This is a genomic window from Enterococcus sp. AZ063 (assembly GCF_051715045.1).
Lineage (GTDB): Bacteria > Bacillota > Bacilli > Lactobacillales > Enterococcaceae > Enterococcus_D > Enterococcus_D casseliflavus.
Genome location: NZ_JBIOTA010000001.1, coordinates 3250967 through 3271809, shown reverse-complemented (window position 1 = coordinate 3271809; position 20843 = coordinate 3250967). Strand labels below are relative to the sequence as shown.

General features: G+C 42.6%; 19 protein-coding genes. 12 read left to right on the top strand and 7 right to left on the bottom strand.

What is annotated here, in order from left to right:
* Positions 1-9 precede the first annotated feature (9 nt).
* Both IGK61_RS15320 and IGK61_RS15315 read left to right on the top strand, forming a co-directional pair.
* Positions 10-1293: an ABC transporter substrate-binding protein gene (locus IGK61_RS15320; RefSeq protein ID WP_016609876.1), complete on the top strand. Its 1284-nt coding sequence runs from the start codon at positions 10-12 to the stop codon at positions 1291-1293.
* A gap of 176 nt (positions 1294-1469) precedes the next feature.
* The gene (locus IGK61_RS15315) at positions 1470-3017 is read left to right on the top strand and encodes a bifunctional metallophosphatase/5'-nucleotidase (RefSeq protein ID WP_074536697.1); all 1548 of its coding nucleotides are present in this window, start codon (positions 1470-1472) and stop codon (positions 3015-3017) included.
* Positions 3018-3060: 43 nt separating this feature from the next.
* Here the strand turns inward: IGK61_RS15315 and IGK61_RS15310 are convergent, their stop codons facing one another.
* The 3 genes from IGK61_RS15310 to IGK61_RS15300 are packed head-to-tail and all read right to left on the bottom strand — an operon-like array spanning position 3061 to position 4648.
* Complete coding sequence (locus tag IGK61_RS15310) at positions 3061-3222, bottom strand: hypothetical protein (protein WP_005228019.1); 162 nt, start codon at positions 3220-3222, stop codon at positions 3061-3063.
* Between the two features lie 33 nt (positions 3223-3255).
* Positions 3256-3606, bottom strand: coding sequence for a hypothetical protein (locus tag IGK61_RS15305; protein ID WP_005233740.1), 351 nt, complete (start codon positions 3604-3606; stop codon positions 3256-3258).
* Between the two features lie 19 nt (positions 3607-3625).
* Positions 3626-4648, bottom strand: a complete 1023-nt coding sequence (locus IGK61_RS15300) for a lactonase family protein (protein WP_005228024.1) — start codon at positions 4646-4648, stop codon at positions 3626-3628.
* A gap of 118 nt (positions 4649-4766) precedes the next feature.
* Between IGK61_RS15300 and IGK61_RS15295 the strand changes: the two genes are divergently transcribed.
* From IGK61_RS15295 to IGK61_RS15260, 8 genes are all read left to right on the top strand, one after another.
* A complete protein-coding gene (locus IGK61_RS15295; RefSeq protein ID WP_005228025.1) occupies positions 4767-5120 on the top strand; it encodes a PTS glucitol/sorbitol transporter subunit IIA in 354 nt (117 codons plus the stop codon).
* A gap of 15 nt (positions 5121-5135) precedes the next feature.
* Positions 5136-6317, top strand: a complete 1182-nt coding sequence (locus IGK61_RS15290; protein WP_005228027.1) for an AI-2E family transporter — start codon at positions 5136-5138, stop codon at positions 6315-6317.
* Positions 6318-6598: 281 nt separating this feature from the next.
* Positions 6599-7168, top strand: coding sequence for a TetR/AcrR family transcriptional regulator (locus tag IGK61_RS15285; protein ID WP_010749120.1), 570 nt, complete (start codon positions 6599-6601; stop codon positions 7166-7168).
* Positions 7169-7201: 33 nt separating this feature from the next.
* The gene (locus IGK61_RS15280) at positions 7202-7738 is read left to right on the top strand and encodes a flavodoxin domain-containing protein (protein ID WP_074536698.1); all 537 of its coding nucleotides are present in this window, start codon (positions 7202-7204) and stop codon (positions 7736-7738) included.
* Between the two features lie 531 nt (positions 7739-8269).
* Positions 8270-9196: an ROK family protein gene (locus IGK61_RS15275; RefSeq protein ID WP_060791536.1), complete on the top strand. Its 927-nt coding sequence runs from the start codon at positions 8270-8272 to the stop codon at positions 9194-9196.
* Between the two features lie 129 nt (positions 9197-9325).
* Complete coding sequence (locus IGK61_RS15270; protein WP_074536699.1) at positions 9326-11593, top strand: helix-turn-helix domain-containing protein; 2268 nt, start codon at positions 9326-9328, stop codon at positions 11591-11593.
* A 33-nt stretch (positions 11594-11626) separates the two neighbouring features.
* A complete protein-coding gene (locus IGK61_RS15265; RefSeq protein WP_074536700.1) occupies positions 11627-12928 on the top strand; it encodes a family 20 glycosylhydrolase in 1302 nt (433 codons plus the stop codon).
* Positions 12929-13078: 150 nt separating this feature from the next.
* The gene (locus IGK61_RS15260; RefSeq protein WP_074536701.1) at positions 13079-13579 is read left to right on the top strand and encodes a GNAT family N-acetyltransferase; all 501 of its coding nucleotides are present in this window, start codon (positions 13079-13081) and stop codon (positions 13577-13579) included.
* A 239-nt stretch (positions 13580-13818) separates the two neighbouring features.
* Here IGK61_RS15260 and IGK61_RS15255 read toward each other — a convergent pair whose 3' ends face one another.
* From IGK61_RS15255 to IGK61_RS15240, 4 genes are read right to left on the bottom strand one after another with little or no spacing between them, the layout of a single operon-like run.
* Positions 13819-15123, bottom strand: a complete 1305-nt coding sequence (locus IGK61_RS15255) for an alpha-L-fucosidase (RefSeq protein ID WP_074536702.1) — start codon at positions 15121-15123, stop codon at positions 13819-13821.
* A gap of 25 nt (positions 15124-15148) precedes the next feature.
* On the bottom strand, positions 15149-15646 hold the full coding sequence (locus tag IGK61_RS15250) for a hypothetical protein (protein WP_015510405.1): 498 nt from the start codon (positions 15644-15646) through the stop codon (positions 15149-15151).
* A gap of 18 nt (positions 15647-15664) precedes the next feature.
* Positions 15665-17536: a beta-N-acetylhexosaminidase gene (locus tag IGK61_RS15245; RefSeq protein WP_074536703.1), complete on the bottom strand. Its 1872-nt coding sequence runs from the start codon at positions 17534-17536 to the stop codon at positions 15665-15667.
* The gene (locus IGK61_RS15240; protein ID WP_015510403.1) at positions 17536-18168 is read right to left on the bottom strand and encodes a DUF624 domain-containing protein; all 633 of its coding nucleotides are present in this window, start codon (positions 18166-18168) and stop codon (positions 17536-17538) included. Before IGK61_RS15240 ends, IGK61_RS15245 begins: the two co-directional genes overlap by 1 nt.
* Before the next feature lie 300 nt (positions 18169-18468).
* On the opposite strand from IGK61_RS15240, the gene IGK61_RS15235 reads away from it, so the two are divergent.
* Positions 18469-19827 carry an alpha-L-fucosidase gene (locus tag IGK61_RS15235; RefSeq protein WP_074536704.1) on the top strand — a complete coding sequence of 453 codons (1359 nt, stop codon included), beginning with the start codon at positions 18469-18471 and terminating at the stop codon, positions 19825-19827.
* Positions 19828-19882: 55 nt separating this feature from the next.
* Entirely contained in the window at positions 19883-20836 is a 954-nt protein-coding gene (locus IGK61_RS15230) for an ABC transporter permease (RefSeq protein ID WP_005228058.1), read from the top strand.
* Positions 20837-20843: the final 7 nt, after the last annotated feature.

Genomic DNA, 20843 nt, shown 5'->3' with positions numbered 1-20843 from the left:
GAGGAAAAAATGAAAACAAAGAAACTTGCATTTGCAGCAGCTGCAGCCGCGACATTGGTATTAGGGGCTTGTGGAAACAACAACGATTCATCTGGTTCTACGGAAAGTGATGAAATCGTTACAGAACTAAGCGAAGATACGACTGTCACCTTTTGGCATGCAATGAATGGTGCGCAAGAAGAATCATTGACGAAATTGACCGAGCAATTCATGGACGAAAATCCAAACATCAAGATCGAATTGCAGAACCAATCAAGCTATCCTGATTTGCAAGCAAAGGTGAATTCAACCTTGCCTTCACCAAAAGATCTGCCAACTATCACCCAAGCATATCCTGGTTGGTTATGGAATGCTGCCCAAGATGACATGCTAGTTGACCTTGGCGAATACATCAACGATGATACTATCGGTTGGGGTGACCAAGAAGAGATCCGCAGTGCCCTTTTAGATGGTGCGCAAATCGACGGCGTGCAATACGGGATTCCTTTCAACAAATCTACAGAAATGCTGTTTTACAATGCAGACATGTTAGACGAGTATGGTATTGACGTACCAACAAACCTGGAAGAATTAAAAGAAGCTTCTCAAGAAATCTATGAAAAATCAAACGGTGAAGTCGTAGGTGCTGGTTTTGACTCATTAAACAACTACTATGCCATCGCAATGAAAAATCAAGGCGTTGATTTTGACAAAGACTTGCAATTAGACAGCGATGAATCAAAAGAAGTCATCAACTACTACCTAGATGGTGTTAAAGACGGCTATTTCCGAATCGCTGGTTCTGACAAATACTTGTCTGGTCCATTTGCCAACGAGCAAATCGCAATGTATGTCGGCTCAATCGCAGGGGAAGGCTTTGTTAAAAAAGATACCGAAGGCAAATTTGAATACGACGTAGCAGCTCGTCCAGAACCAATCAACTTGCAACAAGGAACTGACTTGTATATGTTCAACAGCGCAACACCAGAGCAACGCACCGCTGCTTTTGAATACATGAAATACTTAACTTCGCCAGAAGCGCAAAAAACATGGGCGATCGATACCGGCTACATGCCAGTTGTTGAATCTGTTTTGGAAAGCGATGAATACAAAAACAATCCTGAAACAAAAGTCGCTGCCAAATTAGAAGATGCAACCAAAGAATTGTTCTCGATCCCAGTGATTGAAAATGCTGATCCTGCTTACAATGAAATGCGTTCTATCATGGAAAACATTTTGTCTAATACAGATCAAGATGTCGATCAATTGATTGAAAACGCAAAACCACAATTAGAAGATGCTTGGAACCAATAATTCTGAATTTCTTCGTCAAAATAGGGTATAATCAGGGAAACACCTGAGAATGAAAGACAAAAGGGTTTGTGCCATAAGGTTTGAAGACACAAGGAAGCAGAAAATGCTAGCTTTCGAGGGTTTTCGACTTATGCGCATGCCCTTTTGGTCTATTGAGGGGAAAAGGAGTCTTTTGAATGAAAATCACGTTTTTAGAAACGAGCGATATGCATGGCTATGTCTATCCAACCAATTTTGCCGATGACACGGAACAAGGATTCGGCGTGGCAAAAATTGCTACCAAAATGAAAGAGCTACGTCAAGCAGCCACCGGACCGGTCGTAACGATCGAAAATGGCGACTTTATCCAAGGCTCGCCCTTAAGCTATTACATCGCCAAAAGCCAGCACTCCGTTGCCGCATTGACCGCTGTCGTCAACCACCTGGACGTTGATGTCCATGTCTTAGGCAATCATGAGTTCAACTACGGTCTGCCTTATTTGCAAGAAGCGATCGCCAGCTACCAAACACCAGTACTCGCAGCGAATATTTTAAATGAAGCGGGAGAACCATTCTTTGGCCAAGCTTACACCATCATTGAAAAAGAAGGGGTAAAGATCGCGATCTTAGGAATGGTGACGCCATATATTCCTCATTGGGAACAGCCTGCGACGATTCGCGGGATGCAGTTTGTCAGCATCGTTGAGACAGCGAAAAACTATGTGCCTTACTTAAGAGAACAAGCCGATATCGTTGTCGTCAGCTACCATGGCGGCTTCGAGCGTGATTTAGTCACTGGAGAACCGACCGAATTATTGACTGGTGAAAATGAGGGCTATCAATTATTGCAGGAAGTCTCCGGAATCGATGCCTTCTTCACAGGACACCAGCACCGTGAGATCGCCACAAAAATCAATGGTGTCCCCGTTGTACAGCCCGGTTATCGTGGAAGCTTTATCGGCGCCATCGAATTGACGGTTGAAAAAAATCAGACAGGGGTTCATGTCACAAACAGTACGGCTGCGTTGATCCCTGTTGCAGATGCTGTCCCAGATCAAGAGACGTTGGCTTTGTTAGCACCCATCGAAGAAGAATTACAAACCTGGCTAGATCAACCGTTAGGCAAAGTCAGTGGGGATATGCGAATCACCGATCCGATGGGGGCACGCTTGAAAGAGCACCCTTATATTGAATTTATCAATCGTGTTCAGATGGCTGCCAGCGGCGCCAAAATTTCTGGTACTGCTCTTTTCAACAATGAGGGCAAAGGCTTTGGCGCAACCATCACGATGCGAGATGTGATCACTAATTATATTTACCCAAATACGTTAGCTGTAGTCAAAATAACAGGTGCCGAATTAAAAGCCGCTTTAGAACAAACGGCGGATTATTTAGCCGTTGTTGACGGTCAGATCGTCTTCAATCCTGCTTTTATTGAGCCAAAACCGCAATATTATAACTACGATATGTATGAAGGCATCGAGTATACGATCGATCTTAGTCAACCCGTCGGTCAGCGAATCACCCGCTTGGACTTTGAAGAAAAAGCCATTGCGATGGATCAAGAATTAGAGATCGTCATTAACCAATACCGTGCAGTAGGTGGCGGCAACTACGCCATGTTTTCTGCCGAAAAAATCGTTCGTGAGATTCAAGTCGATATGACGGAACTGATTGCTGACTATTTAAAACAGCATCCTCAAATCGAAGCTACGACGAATCAAAACTTTCTAGTGACGTTATAACAGTAAAACAGCCTGCGATGAAGGAAGCATCGCAGGCTGTTTCTTAATTTTCTACATTGCGTACATAGTCATCAAAGTATTTTACCAAATCCGCTTTGACTTGTTGATAGTCTTCTTCGGAATACTCTTTGTCTTCTAGTTTTGCTTCGAAAAACGGCATGGCCAATTCTTCTCGTAAACGATCCAACACTTGTTCTTGGTTCATAACGTCACCTTTTTCACATTTGATTTGATTTCATCATAACAAATGAAATGAGGCTGTCAATGCTTCGTAAGTGTCTTTCATTTTTTCTAAACGATTTTTTAAAGAAACAAAATCATCGTCATCATGAAAAAGGACTTGTTTTAATTCAAAATAATAGATCTCAAAAGCATCAAAGAAAGCAATGACTTCCGCTGTTTGCAGCTCTTTGGCAGTATCGCAGCGAATATAGGCTTTTTCAGCGATCGCATACGTTTCTGCAGTCGTTAATAGGACCAATGATTCATTGTATTTGCGGCTCGTCACTAGTTCAAAGGTTGATTGACATTTATTGTAGATATTAGAAAAATCTTTGAGCACAAGTTCCTTTGGTGTTTTATCAAACATGGGGGAATCCTCCAAAACTTTATTTTTTGAATAAGACGCAGACACATTCTGGTGCGTAGATGTCTTTTTCTAAGACAGTCAATTTGCCAGTGGCTTCATCGCGTTTGTATAACGTTAGGTTATCAGAATTTTGGTTGGCACAAACGAGATAATCGTTTGTCGGGTCCAAATCGAAATCGCGAGGGAAGTCGCCTTCAGTCGAGATTGATTGAACAAAAGTCAGGCCAGCGCCTTCATCGGTTACTTCAAAAACAGCGATTGAATTATGGCCGCGATTTGAGCTGTAAACAAAACGGCCATCGTTCGAGATACGTACCGCAGCGCCACTGTTGAAATCCGTAAAGTCCGCAGGGATCGTTGGCACCTTTTGGATTTTCTCAAAACTGCCATCTGCTTCATTGTAGCGTAAAACAGTCAATGAGCTGTCTAATTCGCCCACTAAGTAAGCGTATTGGTTATTTGGATGGAAGACCAAATGACGTGGACCAGTTCCGTCTTCTGCCACGTAAACGGCAACTTCTGTCAGTTTGCCATCTTCTGAAATATCATAAGTATATACCCGGTCTGTTCCAAGGTCACAAACTGCTAAACGTTGGTCTGGTGTTAAGTCAGTATAGTGGACATGAGGTTTGTCTTGGTTTTCATGAGAGCCGACGGGTTCATCATGGTAGATGCTGTCCGTTGCTTCGATGCTGCCATCCTCTAGAATTTTATAAACATTCACTTCACCTTTATGGTAGTTGGCACCATATAAAAGCTGACGGGTTTCATCAACTGCTACATAGCAAAGTGGTGCGCCTTCTTCCGTTGCGGTATTCAGCAAGGTAAAGTCTGGGGTATAAGCAGCTGCGCCGCCGTTGCCATCTACTTCTGTGACGCTGTAAACTGCTTCTTTTTTACTGCGGGCAAGATAAGTCGGACTTTTTTCTTCCGCGCATAAGGTCAAATCGGTCAGTGTTCCTTTTTCCGTATCTAAAGCGATCGAATAGATCCCTTTACTTTCGCGACGAGTGTACGTACCTAAATAAATCGTTTGCAACATAAAAAAACCTCCTAATAGTTTCATTCCTATTTAATTCTACCATAGAATGCGGTTTTGGGCGGGTAGAAAAACTCTTTATGTTATAATAAACAAGAAGATAGAAAGGGGAGTTTGTCATATGAAAAAAGGGACGATCAAAGAAATCGGTCCACAAGCGATCGATTCGCAAGAAAGAATGATCATCTTTTTTGGGGAAGAAGCGACCGACACACTGCGAGAATATTCAGTCATTCAAACGATTCCTGATTCGCAAGCGTTAGTCGTCACAAAAGGGGACCAGATCACTTTTGGTGATCAGACCTATCAAGTCCAATATGTAGGGACGGTCGTAAACCAAATCCTGCAAACGATCCAGCATGTGACCTTTGTCTTTGACGAAGTGCCGGCTGAAGATCAGCTTTCAAGTGCGATTTATTTAACGCCAACTGTTCTGCCGAAACTAGAAGTCGGCATGCAGGTGACGTACGACTAGGAGGCAAAGAATGTCATGAAAGAAACGCAGAAAAAGCCGCATTCCTGGTTTTGGAAATGGTTTTTAAACAATCAAGCAGTGACCAGCTTGCTGGTCATTTTATTGATTCTCTTGATTTTGCTGCTCTTTACGAAAGTGTCGTATTTGTTTGAACCCGTCTGGCAATTTTTAGCCATCGTCGGATTGCCAATCATTTTGGCGGGGATCTTGTATTACTTGATGAACCCCACCGTCGACTACTTAGAACGCAAGGGAATCAAACGAATCTACAGTATTTTTGGTCTCTTTATTTTAGTGGTTGGTCTGATCGTCTGGGGTGTGGTGGTGATCATCCCTAAGATCCAAGAGCAATCCATGAGCTTTGCGGATAATTTGCCAGGCTACTTGACGATCATCGAGAATAAGGTGAATGAGATTCTCTCTGATCCAATCTTCTCGCAAGTCCAAGAGCAGATCGAAGCCTCCAATGAGAAGCTGATTTCTTCTTTGACGGATATCGTCCAAAACCTTTCCCGCAGCACGATTCAAAATCTAGGCAGTTTCTTCGGCGCCGTTGCAACGATCGTTTTAGCGGTCATTACCATGCCATTTATTTTGTTCTACCTACTGAAAGATGGCCGTAAACTAGCCCCTTATTTTGTTAAATTTCTGCCAACCAAAATGCGCCAGCCATCACTGGTCGTCTTAAAAGAGATGAACGATCAAGTATCCTCCTATATTCGGGGACAACTGACGGTGGCGTTTGCGGTCGCAGTGATGTTTATGATCGGGTTTAGTATCATTGGCTTAGATTATGCCATCACACTGGGGATTGCAGCGGGATTTCTAAATTTAATCCCTTATTTAGGATCTTTTTTGGCCATGATCCCTGCGGTCTTTTTAGGAATCGTCGGTGGACCCGTGTTACTGATCCAAGTGCTGATCGTCTTTGTCATTGAGCAGACCATTGAAGGCCGCTTGATTTCGCCATTAGTTCTAGGAAACGAGTTGTCGATTCATCCTGTCACGATCCTGTTAGTCCTCTTGACTTCAGGAAAACTGTTTGGCCTTGTTGGGGTCATTTTAGGGATTCCTGTGTATGCGGCAGCTAAAGTGGTCATTACCCATGTGTTTGAATGGTATACGCGGGTTTCCTCCTTGTATGAAGAGGAAGAACCGATCCCCGAAGCGCCACCAGAGGACACCCCAGAAGTGTAGCAGCTTCGAGTGTAAAAGAGCCCATACGTATTATCTACGGTACAGCCTTTTTCTGTGGGCTGTACCTTTTTTATGCGGATAAAAGAGCCAGCAATCATTGGAAAGTAACGGAAGATTTACAACCTATGAACGATGATTTTTGAGAAATAGACAACTCTTTATTCAATAGAAAGAGCGAGGGATAGTGGCCTGGACCCAATTGACTTCGAAGGAACTAAATAATATAATCGATTTATATAAAGAGTTTATATAACGGAACTTGTGCTTAGGGAGGGCAATGAATGCCGAAACAACGAATAACAAAGGAAATGGTGGTTGATGCCGCCTTTGAGATTGCACGAAAAGGCGGTATGGAGCACGTGATCGTCAAGAACATTGCCGAGAAGTTAGGCTGTTCAGTCCAGCCCATCTATAGTTACTGCACCAATATGGAGGGCCTGCGAACAGAGGTAGAGCAGAAAGCACGGCAATTTTTACAAGCGTATCTAGAAGCCCATAGCGACCCCCAGGATCTGTTTCGCAGTACCGGACACGCGTATTTGCAATTGGCGAAAGAAGAACCCCATATTTTGAGTATTTTTGTCTTACAAAAAAGAGCGAATGTTTCGTCATTAGAAGATCTGTATCAGTTGGAGACGAATCCTCAAGTAGCCCAAAGGATTGCCGCCGATTTGACTATCAGTATAGAAACCGCCAAACAGCTACACATGCATATGCTCATTTACACGATCGGAATCGGTACGATTTTCTCAGTAACGACACCTGGTATTCCACTAGATGAAATCTATGCACAACAGGAAAAAGCGTACGAAACGTTTTTAGAACAAGCAATAGCTGGCACAAAACCATAAGGTGCAGTCCTAACTGCAGAGAGGAGTTCCCCCATGAAAAACGGCATGATTGTTTATCAATCGAAATACGGCGCTGTCAAAAAGTATGTCCACTGGCTTCAAGATGCAACAGGTTTTTCCAGCCTAGAAACCCCAAAAGCGAAAATAGCTGAAGTAATGGATTATGACACAATTATCTTCTGTGGGGGAATCTATGCATCGGGTATTGCTGGACTGTCCTTTTTAAAAAAGAATACCAACCAGCTAAAAGACAAAGAGATACTTATCTTTTGTGCGGGAGCCTCTGCTCCTGAAGAAGATGTTGTGAAAAAACTCAGAGAACAGAATCTCACGGGTTCGCTAAAAGACATCCCCCTTTTTTACGGCAGAGGACAATGGCAGGAAAGCAAAATGAATTTCTTTGAACGAAACTTAGTGAAAATGTTAAGAAAAGCTGCGGCTAAGAAAGCGCCGCACACCTATGACCCACAGACGAAGGCACTCATGGAAGCCAACGGACAAGATTGTGATTGGACAGATAAAAAGTACTTGGGTCCGTTGGTGGATTATTTGGAGCAGGGACTGTATTGAACGAGCACAAGCGTTTATTGAGGTTTTATGACTCAAATGAGCAATGAGTGACCAGAGTGTAAGAACAGAACAAAGTTAGTTTATTGCTAATAGATTTTCTGTTGTGACACCCAGAGTCAGCAACTAAGTTTTAAAAAATCGCTCGATCTATTTCTAAAAAGCAATGACTAAGTAGAATGCCGATCACGCATGAGAGGATGTCTTATGCGTGACGGTTTTTTGTTTTATAAACTAGATAGCTTATCTCAAAAAATGGGTAGCTGTTTCCTTTGCTGACAAAATTCTCAGGCACCGTATCTAATGGATTTCTTTTTTGCTTTGCAGGATGAACAGTTTTGTGAAGCTGAGCGTTAAACCTGATCTTTTTAGTGTTTTAAAAATAAGCAGATAAGCTATCACTTTCTGTACAACGTATATTCTTTCTAAATGCAAGATATCTTTCGTTGCGGGGTTTTTTATGGCTTGGGCGGATTTGACACACTGTTGCAAGAAATACATATGGTCGCCGAAAACATTGGTTGCGTATACTAAATGCAAGATAAAAGAAAGCCTTGTGAGGTCAAGAAAATGTGGATTTTAGCAATTGATATTGGCGGTACTGCTATTAAATGTGGGTTAGTGAATAGTCAAGGGGAACGCAGACAATTGACTCAATTTCCTATGAACAAGGAATATGCCACAGTCACGCAACGCATATGTCGACACATCGATGCATTCTATGCTGCAACATTTGATGGTATTGCTATTAGCTCAACGGGACTGGTTGATCCACGAAGCCAAGAAATCGGGATGACATCACCTTTGTATGAAGGATTTGGCAAAAGACTGGTTAGGCATTTGCGAAGCACATACCAATGTCCAGTGGCTGCCGAAAATGATGGCAACTGTGCGTTATTGGCAGAAAAGTGGTTAGGTCACGCTCAAAATTGTGCGTCCTTTGCGACAATTGTCCTAGGTACATCCGTTGGCGGTGGCTTAATGATTAACCATCAATTGGTTCGCGGCAAACACTTACTAGCAGGAGAGTTTGGCTATATGCTTTTTCCGACCGAAACGAAGGATTGGGAACTTTGGAGCATCGCAGGGTCAACCAGAACTCTTGTGGAAGAAACAGCAGAGCGTATCGGAGATCCCACAATCAATGGGCAGCGCATTGATACACTGGTTCAAGAACAAGATCCGCGATGTCTGCCAATGGTCGCTGATTTTGTCGATAAGCTGGCGGCAGCTTGCTATAGCCTACAGTACATGATTGATCCGGAAATTATCTTGATTGGTGGTGGAATCAGTGCTAGCCGTTTCTTGATCCCTCAAGTAAACGCACGATTGGCTGTGATTGCTGAACAGATTCCAAGTACTGTTATCGTGCCAAACATTTGTGCCTGTCGTTTTGGCAATGAATCAAATTTATTAGGCGCTTGTTATAACTGGTTAAGAAAATACAAGCCTGATAGCTAACTTGTAAAAAAGCATTGTTTTTTATTAAAATAAAGCGTATTTTATTAGAGTATCATACATTCTTTTCTCCTAAATAAGTACCGATAAATGAAAGCGTTTTTGAGCTTTTGAAATAACAGAGAATAGGTGATGCAAGTGAGAAAGTACACGGAACAGAATCGTCAAAAACTATTTAGGGGAATCATTCGTGCCATCAGCTCTTATTTAATCGTGTTTTTAGTGCCTTTTTTAGCCGTGTCATGGATTTGGTATGATACCTCTGTCAAAAGTATCAATGAACAAGTACTGCTGACGGCCAGAAATCAATTGATCCAATTGAAATATTCATTAGAAAATACATTTATTCAATTGAATTATCTGACCCAAAAAATGACCAATGATCATGTTGTTTCATTGAAATACCTACAGCATCCTTACTTGACTAAAGAAGCAAAAGAAGCGATGCAGACATATAAAATCACTAACGATCTAGTCGAAGAAGTCTATTTATATTATAAAGAAGCTCCGGCGACCCTTTATTCAACCGTTGGCTCACTGTCAGTCGACACATTCTTGAATAAGGTACTGCCAAAAAACGATATGGACCAAGTTCAATTGGTCGCACAATTGGACTCTCCAGCGCCGACGTTACTGACATTGGAAGGTGCTGGTGGAGAACAGCGATATTCGCGTTTCTTTTATATCGTTCCAATTCAAAGTGAAGAAATGACCGTTTACGGCGCAGCAATCTACGAAATCAAAGAAAACAATTTGAAGAGAATCCTTGATTTAAGCAATAGTGATGGGCTCAGCAATACCTATATCATCAATGATGAGTATCAGTTATTAGCCAGTACCACCAATGATGAGTTAGCACGCTTTTTAAATCATCCTGAGCGAATGAAAAAAGGCATTCAAACAGGACGAATGCGGTTTGAACAATCGACGTATTTTGTTCAAGCGATTGCCAACAAAGAATTGAATATTTCGGTCGTAGCTGTCGCCAATCCGAATCAAGCATTGGCTTCAGTCAACCGTGTGCAAGAACAGTTCGTCCTAGTATTTATCGCCATATTGTTTACGGGTATCACCGCAGTCGTGATGCTTGGTTTACGCAGTTATCGGCCGATTCGCAAAATAGAAAATCTGGTTCAGGAGTTTCATCGTGATCCAAAAATGACTCTTCATTCGATGGATGATGTCCATAATACGCTTGCGGCATTTTTGGTAGAGCACCAAGAACTGCATCAGGAAGTTCGTTTACAAACACCCCATGCGAGAGAACAAGTATTGCGCAAATTAATGAGTGGACGTTTCCGTTCAGAACAAGAATTGGCTCTGCTTTTGGAAGCTGTCCATGTTTGTTTTCCTAAGTCGAATTATTTTGTGATCGCCATTGATACGAAAACTGTTGATACCAAAGCCAAGCAAGGGGATAAGAAATTTTTAATTGATTATATCGAAGAAATCAAAGAAGCTGATTATACGGCATATGCCACTGAAATTTTGTCCACAGAAATGCTGGCATTGACCGTTGGCTTTGTTGATGGCAAAGAACAAAAAGAAATTGTAGATGCTATCGCGGAAAAAATTACCCAAGCGATCTCCCTAACACCCGCAATGGGTGTCGGGATGACGGTGGATCAACTAACGGCTATTAATGAATCGTATATCGAAGGATTGGCGGCACTGGAAAATCAAGGAAGTCAAGGGAAGCAAATCAGCTACTATGCGGAGCTTTCCCAAGAGACCAAACATTTACCGATCAATTATCCAGACAATCAAAAATTAAAATTGATCCAAGCCTTGAATCAAGGAAATATTGAAATTGCCAGTGAAACGATCCAACGTTTGATTGAAGAAGGCGAGAGCAAACAGACTTCTCCTCGTGTCCAAAAAATGTACGGCTACTACTTGTTGAATACGATCGCGCAAGTCGGCGGTGAATTGGTGGGGGCAGAGGTACTGCATACTGCTTCTGAAAGTGCCGATTTCAACAGCTTGAACCAATTGCAGACGGCCTTGTTAACGATTGCCCAGCAGATTTGTACAAAGGTGCAGAAACAGCCGCTGGATGACGAGTCGGAAATGAATGAGAAAATCTTCAGTTTTATTCAAGAAAATTATCATTCCTCTCAGCTATCGCTAGAATCGGTGGCAGAGGAAGTAGGTGTATCTGTCTCTTATGTCAGCCGTTTTGTAAAAAAAGAAAGTGGCAAAACCTTCTCCAAATATATTCAAGAATTACGGCTGAAAAAAATCAAAGAAGAACTGATTGAAACAGATTTGCCAATCAAAGAAATTATTCGTAACAATGGGTATTATGATGTTTCCAACTATACGAGAAAGTTCCGAAAATTAGTGGGTGTGACCCCAGGGCAATACCGTGAAATGAACCAAAAAATGAGAAATTATTGAACGTAAATTATTGAAAGTAAGAGGAAGAATGAGATGAATAAACCAGTTGATTTGAAAGAAGCTCAGCAACGAGCTGCCGTCTTTTTTGAGGAGATAGGTTGGCAGTCGGCGAAGGAACCGCTCCCGCAAATAGTGGTCGATCCGCAGCTGGATGCTGATTTTCGATTTGAAACCCAAACAATCAGTGTGTCCTCGCCAGAACACGTCTTTTACGCGTTAACCAAATATGGCCGAGATCAAGCGACAGGTCAATTAGCACAGAAAAGCTATCTAGCAGCGCTTAAAGAACGCTGTCTGATGATCGATATCGGGCGCAAATTTTATTCTCTAACTGATTTGAAAGCAATCGTCCGCAGTATGGCTTGCTTCCAATTTACGCATCTGCAGCTTCATTTTTCGGAAAACGAAGGCTTTCGGATTGAATCCCAGCAATTTCCAGAAATCGTTTCGGAAGAATATTTGACCAAGCAGGAAATTCGTGAATTGATTGCGTATGCTCAAAACCATTCAATTGCCATTATCCCTGATTTTGATTCTCCTGGTCATTTGCGGCAAGTATTGGCTCAAAAGCCCGAGTGGCAATTACCGACAGCTGATGGCACGCGTGATGAACGAGCACTGAACATTTTGGATTCAGAAGCGGTAGCTTTTATTCAGGAAGTTTATCGGGAATATGCGCAACTGTTTGAAGACAGCACCTATTTTCATATTGGTGCCGATGAGTTTATTGATTTTGATCATTTAGAAAACTTTCCGCAAATGATCGAAGCAGCCCGCGAGCGCTATGGGGAAAAAGCTAGCGGAATCGAAGTTTTTATTGATTATGTCAATGAGCTAACGGCCTTTGTTGAAAGTCTCGGCTTTGTTGTGCGGGTCTGGAATGATGGTTTTTACCGCTTGAATCGCCAAGAGCAGACAACGTTGACGGAGAATTGCCAAATCTCCTATTGGACCCGGTGGAACCAGAATATGGCGCCGGCAGATGTCTTTTTTGAAAAAGGCTATACCATGATCAATCACAATGATAATTTTTTCTATTATGTCTTAGGAGAAGCGGCAGGCTATACTTATCCAACCTACGAAAAAATCAGCAATGAATTCCAGTTGACGACGTTTGCCAATGGACAACAAGTTGCACAGGAACAGCTTGCCCAAACACAGGCGATCGCTTTATCCGTCTGGGCGGATGTACCTGAGGCCCAGACCAGTCGTGAAGTGATCCAAGCGATTTTTTGGCTCCAAGCGGCCATTAGCCAAAAAGTTTATAATGAACCCAATCGGCCAAAAGAGACAGTTCAAAAGCTCTATGATGGGTGGGAAGCGACATTCAGCTGATTGCTAGAGGAATTGGGTGAAGCAGCAATCCCTGATAATCCCTATTATTTTTTATGATGAATAAGTTTAACGATAAGGCAAATCAATGCCAGCGACACACTGTATAGAATGAACATAGCCCCGAGTGAGGGGGAGAAAGGGAGCAAATAAGTGATCATAGATATTCAACCGTTGAAGAGAAAAGATATCCTTGAAATGGATCAAATGTTTTTAAAGCAAGGGTGGCCTTCTCGTAAGCAGCTCTTGATTGATTATTTAAACGAGCAAGAAGCGGGGGAGAGATACGTTTTGCTTGCCAAAATAAACAACAAAACTGCCGGGTATTTGACCATGATCCCTCTAGCAAAGCACGGACCATTTAAAGGCTTGTATCCAGAAATTGTGGATTTTAATGTTTTTGAATCCTATCAAAATCAAGGGGTAGGCAGTCAGCTTTTAAAAGCAGCCGAAGAAAAGGCACGAGAAATAGCTGCCGTGGTGACATTGGGGGTAGGCCTGCATAATGGTTATGGATCGGCCCAGAGACTGTATGTAAAACAAGGCTATATTCCAGATGGATCTGGTGTTTGGTTCAATAATCAGAATTGTGCGATGAATGCGCCTTGCTGCAACAATGACGATCTTGTTCTTTATTTGTCTAAGGAACTTTGAACCTCCTGTGGTAAGTACCGTTAAGAATGGATTAAGCACGCAACTCGTTTGGATGTTCTCATCACCTGTTCAACAAGCTGGTTGGCTACTTTCGTATAGGCAAATTTGTAGGAGTTCTTGAACAAATAGCCATAAAAAATGACTAAAAGCGATCCGCTTCTAGTCATTTTTTTGTAAAGAAAGTAAGGGCAACGTCTTTATATAAATAAATTCTTCATTTAGGACAGTGCAACGGGTGCTTACATTTCTCTTAAAGTGATCTCGACCACTGGTACCAACACATCTGGTGGGCAGACGGGTAAGCTGAGAACAAGGTCCTCTTTGTTGATGATGGCTTCCGTTGAAGTTAGCACTTCCTCGGGATCAAATCCTCGGTAAAACAATTCGGAGCCATCATGTAAGAAACGGATATGCTTTACGCGTCCTGCAAGCCCTGGAAGATGCAAGGATTTGTATGGATAAGAAAAGAGGTGCAAGTAAAGTTTATTCCCGTTTTGGGTGTAACGACTGTCAATAGGCGGTTGAAAAGAGCTGGCACCACAGCCGATAATCGCTTGTTGATGATAATGCATCCATGAACCGATGGCTTCTAAATGGCTGCGAGTTGGTAAGCTGATTTCTCCACGAGCATTTGGGCCGATATTTAAAAGAAAGTTCCCATCTTTTGCCACTGTGTCAATCAGCATTTTGGTCATCATTTCACTGGATTTCCAGTGCTGAGCATCACGATCATAGCCCCACGTTTCGTACATCGTTTGGCACGCTTCCCATATCAAAGGCAATCCATCCGCTTCTAATGGTTTGTCTGGTTGGAATTGCTCAGGGGTGGTAATCCCTCGGCCCAAATCCAGACGGTCATTCAGCAGCATGTTCGGCTGCAGGTTTCGACAAATTTCTTCGATCCGCTTACTATCCCAATCGGCGGCACCTTTGCCTTTAGACCATCCCCAATCTCGATGACTATATGGAAAATCAAACCACATATAATCGATGGTTCCATAGTTAGTCAGTAGTTCAGTGACTTGACCAGCTAAAAAATCTTGATAGCGGCGCATGTCACGCTGGTTATTCGTCTGACGGGCTTGAATAGTCTCTCGTTGCGGATGCAGGCCGTCGAGCGTGAAATCTGGATGATACCAATCGATCAGCGAATGATACAGCCCAATCTTAATGCCGACCTTACGAAATGCCGGCAGCAGTTCTGCTAAGAGGTCACGCTTGAAGGGGGTATTGGTCACTTTGTATTCGCTGAGAGCGGTATCCCAAAGGGCAAAGCCTTCATGATGTTTCGTCGTGAAGACCATGTATTGAAAACCGGCCTTCTTTGCGGTTTGAGCCCATTCCTCTGCATTGAAAAGATCAGGATCAAACTGAGAAAAATAGTTCTCGCGATAGGTGGTGGGTTCAATTTTTTCTGTCGTCATAAACCATTCGTGTCGAGCGCCAATACTGAATAGGCCGAAATGGATGAATAAGCCAAACCGATCATGGAGGAACCAGTTTGGATCAGGGTAGTCGGCAGGCCAATTTTTATACGTTCTCATTAAAAATAACTCCTTTTTCAATCACTTAAAGAAATTCTGTATTCGTCATGACTGTTTCTTGAATTTTCCAGCCATCTGCTTCCTTGACAAAGGTATGGTAAGCCTCTGTGATGTGGTCACGGTAAGAAGAGTCTTTTGGGCTGATCGTTTTCTGTTGAGCCGCGACCAGCATGGATCCTGTCTCTTGTTTAACAACTTCAAAAGAAAGCAGCGTGTGCTGCAGCTGTTCTTCTGCAAAAAAATCAGCTAATTCTTGGGTCGTCTCTGCTCGTGCCGCTGCCACTAGCGTTGCGGCATAGGCTGTCGCGTCTTGGTCAGAGGCTGCTTGTAAATTTTCTTTCAGCACTGCCAAACACGCCTCCGCCGCTGCTTGATTTGTAATATTGCCTGTCATCTCCAGTTTTTCTGAAGGTTGGGCATGAACTGGAGCAGAAGAACCGGTTGTTAGAAAATAGAGAAAGAATAGGCTAACAATAGCCAGCAGACTCACGATGACGGTTCGGCGCAGCAAGGATGTTTTCATAAGTTCTCACTCCTTCTTTTAAACATCAGAAATTTTCCCCGCACTATAGATTCCATGAAATAAATTGCGACCCACAGAAGTACTGCCGCTGAAAGGGGTCACCATTGGTAAGGACGGTTGAGTCAATTCTTCCAACGTATCGAGCTCCCCGTCCAAGAAGGCAGTAAGCCGCCAAAGTGTCGTGTCGCAGCGCATCAGCAAGGCGCCGTATCGCAGATCGATAATTTCAAAACCGAAAGGTCGATTCCAGTCAAACCAGACTTGACGATGGGCTTCATAAAGGGATTGCAAGGCGGATTTATAGACACTGAGCGCATCTACTGCTTGGTGCAGTCCGGTGCGATCCTTGCTTTTATAGGCACTGGTGATCTGGTTGGTAATACAGGCTTTTTGTGACAAAACATCAGCCAGCTGCTGATAAAAGGCAAACATCGTTTGTGTGTCCCGTGTTGCTTTCACAGCAGCCAACTCTTGAGCCAATGTTTGATAGTGGGATGCTAAAGAAAGATCAGTTAAATTTTCTTGATACAAGCCATACAGCAAGTCTTGGTAGAGCAACAGCTTGCTGGGGTTTTCTCCGTGAGGATTGTTTTTTTGCACACCTGCAGTTTGATCAAAGCGATCAAGCAGTAAAAAGTCGTTGGCTATTGACTGGTGAAAAAGCTGAAATTTTTTAGTTAAATTCTCTAACGAAAGGTCGTTTCCAAACTGCGCTTCACTGAAATATTGCAAACCTAGTAGCGCAGCAATCACTGGTGTTTCAGCTCCATCGTCGCCCCAAAGTGTGGCATAGACTTCTTGGACATCGTTTTCTTTGGCGGCTTGCAAGGCGTGACGCATAGTGGCGAAACTTTTGCCGTAGTTCGGCGCCAAACCGTTCCACGTCCAGATACCTCCAGCAAAGACGATCGGCTGTTTTAATTCCCGGTGTTTCGCAAACATTCGCTGATAAGAGGCATGATCATGATGATAATAATCCCAGTAAACCATTTTGACCGCAGGAAGGTCAGCAAATAATTCTGTCGGAAAACACACGTCTGAATCGTAGTAATCACCCGTAGGCGCACCGATTCTAAAAAACATATCGCTCCACATCATCGGCTCAAAACCTATGTTTCGACAAAGCGCAGCTACCTGCTTTAGGTGTGCGGCCATAATCGTGAACCGGTCTTGTAACCCGTGTATTTCTAAATACTTTCCTTTCCCCAATTGGTGTGCTTCATCCATACCGATGTGCAGTTGATCAGTTGCAAAACACGAACGGATCGAACGGATCGCTGCTTCCAAAAAAGTATACGTTTCTTCTTCTCCCACCAGTAGAATATCTTCTGTGTCCCGAATATTTCCAGCGAACTGCCACTTTAAAGGATTCGTCAAATGTGCCAATGTTTGAATCGCTGGAATCAAAGTTACTCCTACGGCTTGGGCATAGGTATCTAGAGCCTTTAATTCTACTTGGGTATAACGACCGCGCAAATGTCCGAAATAAGGGTACTCAGGAATTTCATAAGTATCTTCCATATAGAGCATGAGGCGATTGAGGCCCATCTTACTTGTTAATAAAATGAACCGTTCCAGCTTTTTGACGGTCATCACCGCATTGCGGGACAGATCGATCATTGGTCCAATTGCTTCAAAATGCGGCTGTTCTTCTAAGACATAGACTGGGCGATCTTCATGCACCCATAAAGTTAATGCCCGAAACAAATGCGCTTTTTCTTGATAGTAAATGATCGTTTCTAGTGGGCCGTGGCAAATTTTCAGGGAACCGGGTCGATGAATCAAGCGCAAGGGATGACCATTCGGCGTTTCCCTCAATTCTAGTTCTTGCAGTGCGTGACTAAAAAAATCATCGAGGTTTTCATTACTTTGGATAAAAATGTCCTTCATCACGAGCGTCCTTCTTTCATCAGTGATTCCGAGCGCTGAATCGCTTGAAAAGAGAACCAGCTACTGGGGAATAGGAAAAAGGGAACAAAGCCGATGACTAATAAGATTGGCAAAAAAGTCAAAATGATAGTAGTCACTAAGATTCCCAAAATCATCGCAATTGTTTGGGGAACACTGATAACCATTAGTAATATTGCTTGTTTAAAATAGTGAAGAAGCGTCAAATCATAACGCAAATAGACCGGCAGAAGGTACAAGCTGATCAAAAGGGCACTGATAAATAGCAGCAGCAAAAAAAAGTGAATCAAGCTATTTTGGATAAAAGTACTAGAGATACGTAATTCCAACCATAAGAACAACAACAAACCCGCTTGCATGGCGCCTAATTGATTGGCACGACGGAAATTTTTTTTCACGATAGTTTTGAACCAAGTCTTCAAAGACGCTGGTCGTTCCTTTTTTTGGAAGCTATCGAAAAAAGCTTGGATAATCGTAGCGGTGGCAGGAAAAATACCTAAAAATATCCCGTATCGAAATACCCAATAAAACCAGAGTAACTGCAACTTCAGGCAATGAAGTAACCAATCGCCGACTTGATAGGAAACATGATAAATACCATTCGTTTGTTTCATAAGCCCCTCACTTTCTTACGGATACAAGTTTTGTTGTATCCGCTTTATTTGTTGTTCTAATCGTATCATTGATATATAGCCAGTGGGAGTAAATGGAAAAATCACACATCGAAAACAAGAAAAACACAGCAAATGTATTTGAAACGCTACATTTCTCCAAAAACGTTCATCGAAATCAAGCTTTATTCCTTGCACCTTTTATAGACGAAGTTGTTCGTTTTAACATAGCGAAAAAACTTACATATTGTTATAGGACATTTTTTTCGCTTACATTTAGAACAAAGAAAGGAGTGCAAATGAATGACAAATATTCGCGGTGATATTGAAGAAGCCAAAGGGAACATTCAAGAAGAACTAGTCCCAGAAACAGAAATGCTCAAGCAACGTCTGGAATGGTTTCAAGACTTGAAATTCGGAGTAATCTTCCATTATGGGCTGTATGCCGAAGCGGGGATCGTTGAGTCTTGGCAATTATCTGAAAAAGATGAATGGGCTAGAGAAAACCACCCTTATCGAGAAACCATCGAAGCACTGCGTTTGGATTATTGGCAGTTGATCAATCAGTTTGAACCGAAGAAGCTGGATACCCGCAAATGGGCAAAAATCTGTAAGGATGCAGGGTTTAAGTACTGTTTATTCACAACAAAGCATCATGATGGGTTTTCGATGTTCAATACAATGGAATCAGAGTTTAAAATCGGCGGGAAATTAAGTCCCTTTAAACGCGACATATTGCAAGAAGTGTTTACGGCATTTCGAGAAGCAGGGATCGCCACAGGAGCCTATTATTCTAAAGCTGACTGGTATTCTCCTTTTTACTGGTTGGATGATGATACCGTCAAAGGCCGTCATGCCAGTTACGATACCCATCTTCATCCAGAAATTTGGGCACGCTATGTGTCGTTTGTGCATCGCCAGATTGCGGAGATTACCTCCAATTACGGAAAAGTCGATTTTCTTTGGTTAGATGCCGGTTGGTGCGGACAAGGCAAAGAAGACCTACAAATGGATCGTTTAGCTGAGATTGCGCGTGAGAAACAGCCGGAATTGATCATCGTTGATCGGATGATGGGGGGCCGTCATGAAAATTATGTGACACCAGAACGCAAAATTCCTGCATTAGCAGAAATTCCTAAAAAAGTTTGGGAAAGCAATATCCCGATTGGAAATGATTGGGGCTATGTGCCGAATGATACTTTTAAGAGCAGCCAAGAACTGCTGGAAACCTTGATTGATGTAGTCAGTAAAGGGGGGAATTTGATTTTAGGCGTCGGACCAACACCTGATGGCGAATTTACATTCGAAGAGACCCAACGCTTAGAAGAAATCGGCCATTGGTTGGCGCTATATGGTGAAGGCATCTATGAAACGCGGGCAAGACCAACAGCTTGGAAAAATGAATGGTATTTGACCTATCAAAAAGACGGCAAGGCTCATTTTGCATTTCGCAGTATCGCTGCAGTCGCTTGCGAACAGATTCCTTTAACAGAGATCGGAGCAACTGAAGAAGACGAGCTAATTGATCTAGCCACTAAAAAACCGTTACCAGTCTATAAAAATGCGGATGAACCGTATCTCTTATGGTCGGATATCAGTCACCCGAACGTTGGGGCAGTTGGGATTCGCGTTTCGACACATAGGGAAAAAAATACACATTGATTTGAAAGCGAATACAATTCATGATAAGGCTAACACCAAGCAAGGAGGAGGAAGAATGGAAACAGCGCCAATCAGACAAACCGTTTCAGTACCTAAAACAAAGAAACAAGATATAAAAATGAAGATCAAGAAAAATCGGCAATTGTACTTGTTTGTGTTGCCAGCGTTTTTGATTATTTTGATTTTCTCGTATGGACCGATGTATGGAATCATTATTGCATTCAAGGATTATATGCCTTCATTAGGGATTATGGGCAGTCCTTGGGTTGGGTTTAAACATTTTCAACGTTTCTTCGATTCCTATTATTTTTGGGAACTCATCAAAAATACTTTAGGAATCAGTATCTATTCATTGGTTGTCGGTTTTCCGCTGCCGATCATCCTGGCATTGGCTTTGAATGAGATCAAAGACGGCCCGTTTAAAAAAATTACCCAAACAGTCACGTATGCTCCAAACTTTATTGCTGTGGTGGTCATGGTTGGTATGGTCATTGCTTTTTTATCTCCCTCAACAGGGATCATCAATCACCTATTAGAATTTTTGGGTTTCGAGCGGATCAGCTTTATGACCAATCCCCGCTGGTTTAAAACGATTTATGTACTGTCGGGCGTTTGGCAAGGAACGGGATGGGGGTCTGTGATTTATCTGGCAGCCCTATCTGGAGTTGATACGCAACTGCACGAAGCGGCAACGATCGATGGCGCTTCTCGTCTGCAACGCGTTTGGTATATCAATATTCCAACGATCATGCCCACGATGGTGATCTTATTGATCATGAGCTTCGGCAGCTTGATGTCAGTTGGGTTTGAAAAAATCATCTTGATGCAGAATCCTTTGAATATGCAATCCTCGAATGTGATTGCGACCTTTGTTTACCAGCAAGGGCTGTTAGATGCGCAGTACAGTTTTGCTGCGGCAGTCGGCTTATTTAACTCATTGATCAATTCAGTCTTGTTGATCGTAGTCAATCATATCGCCAAACGTTTAAGCAACTCTAGTTTATTGTAGAAGGGAG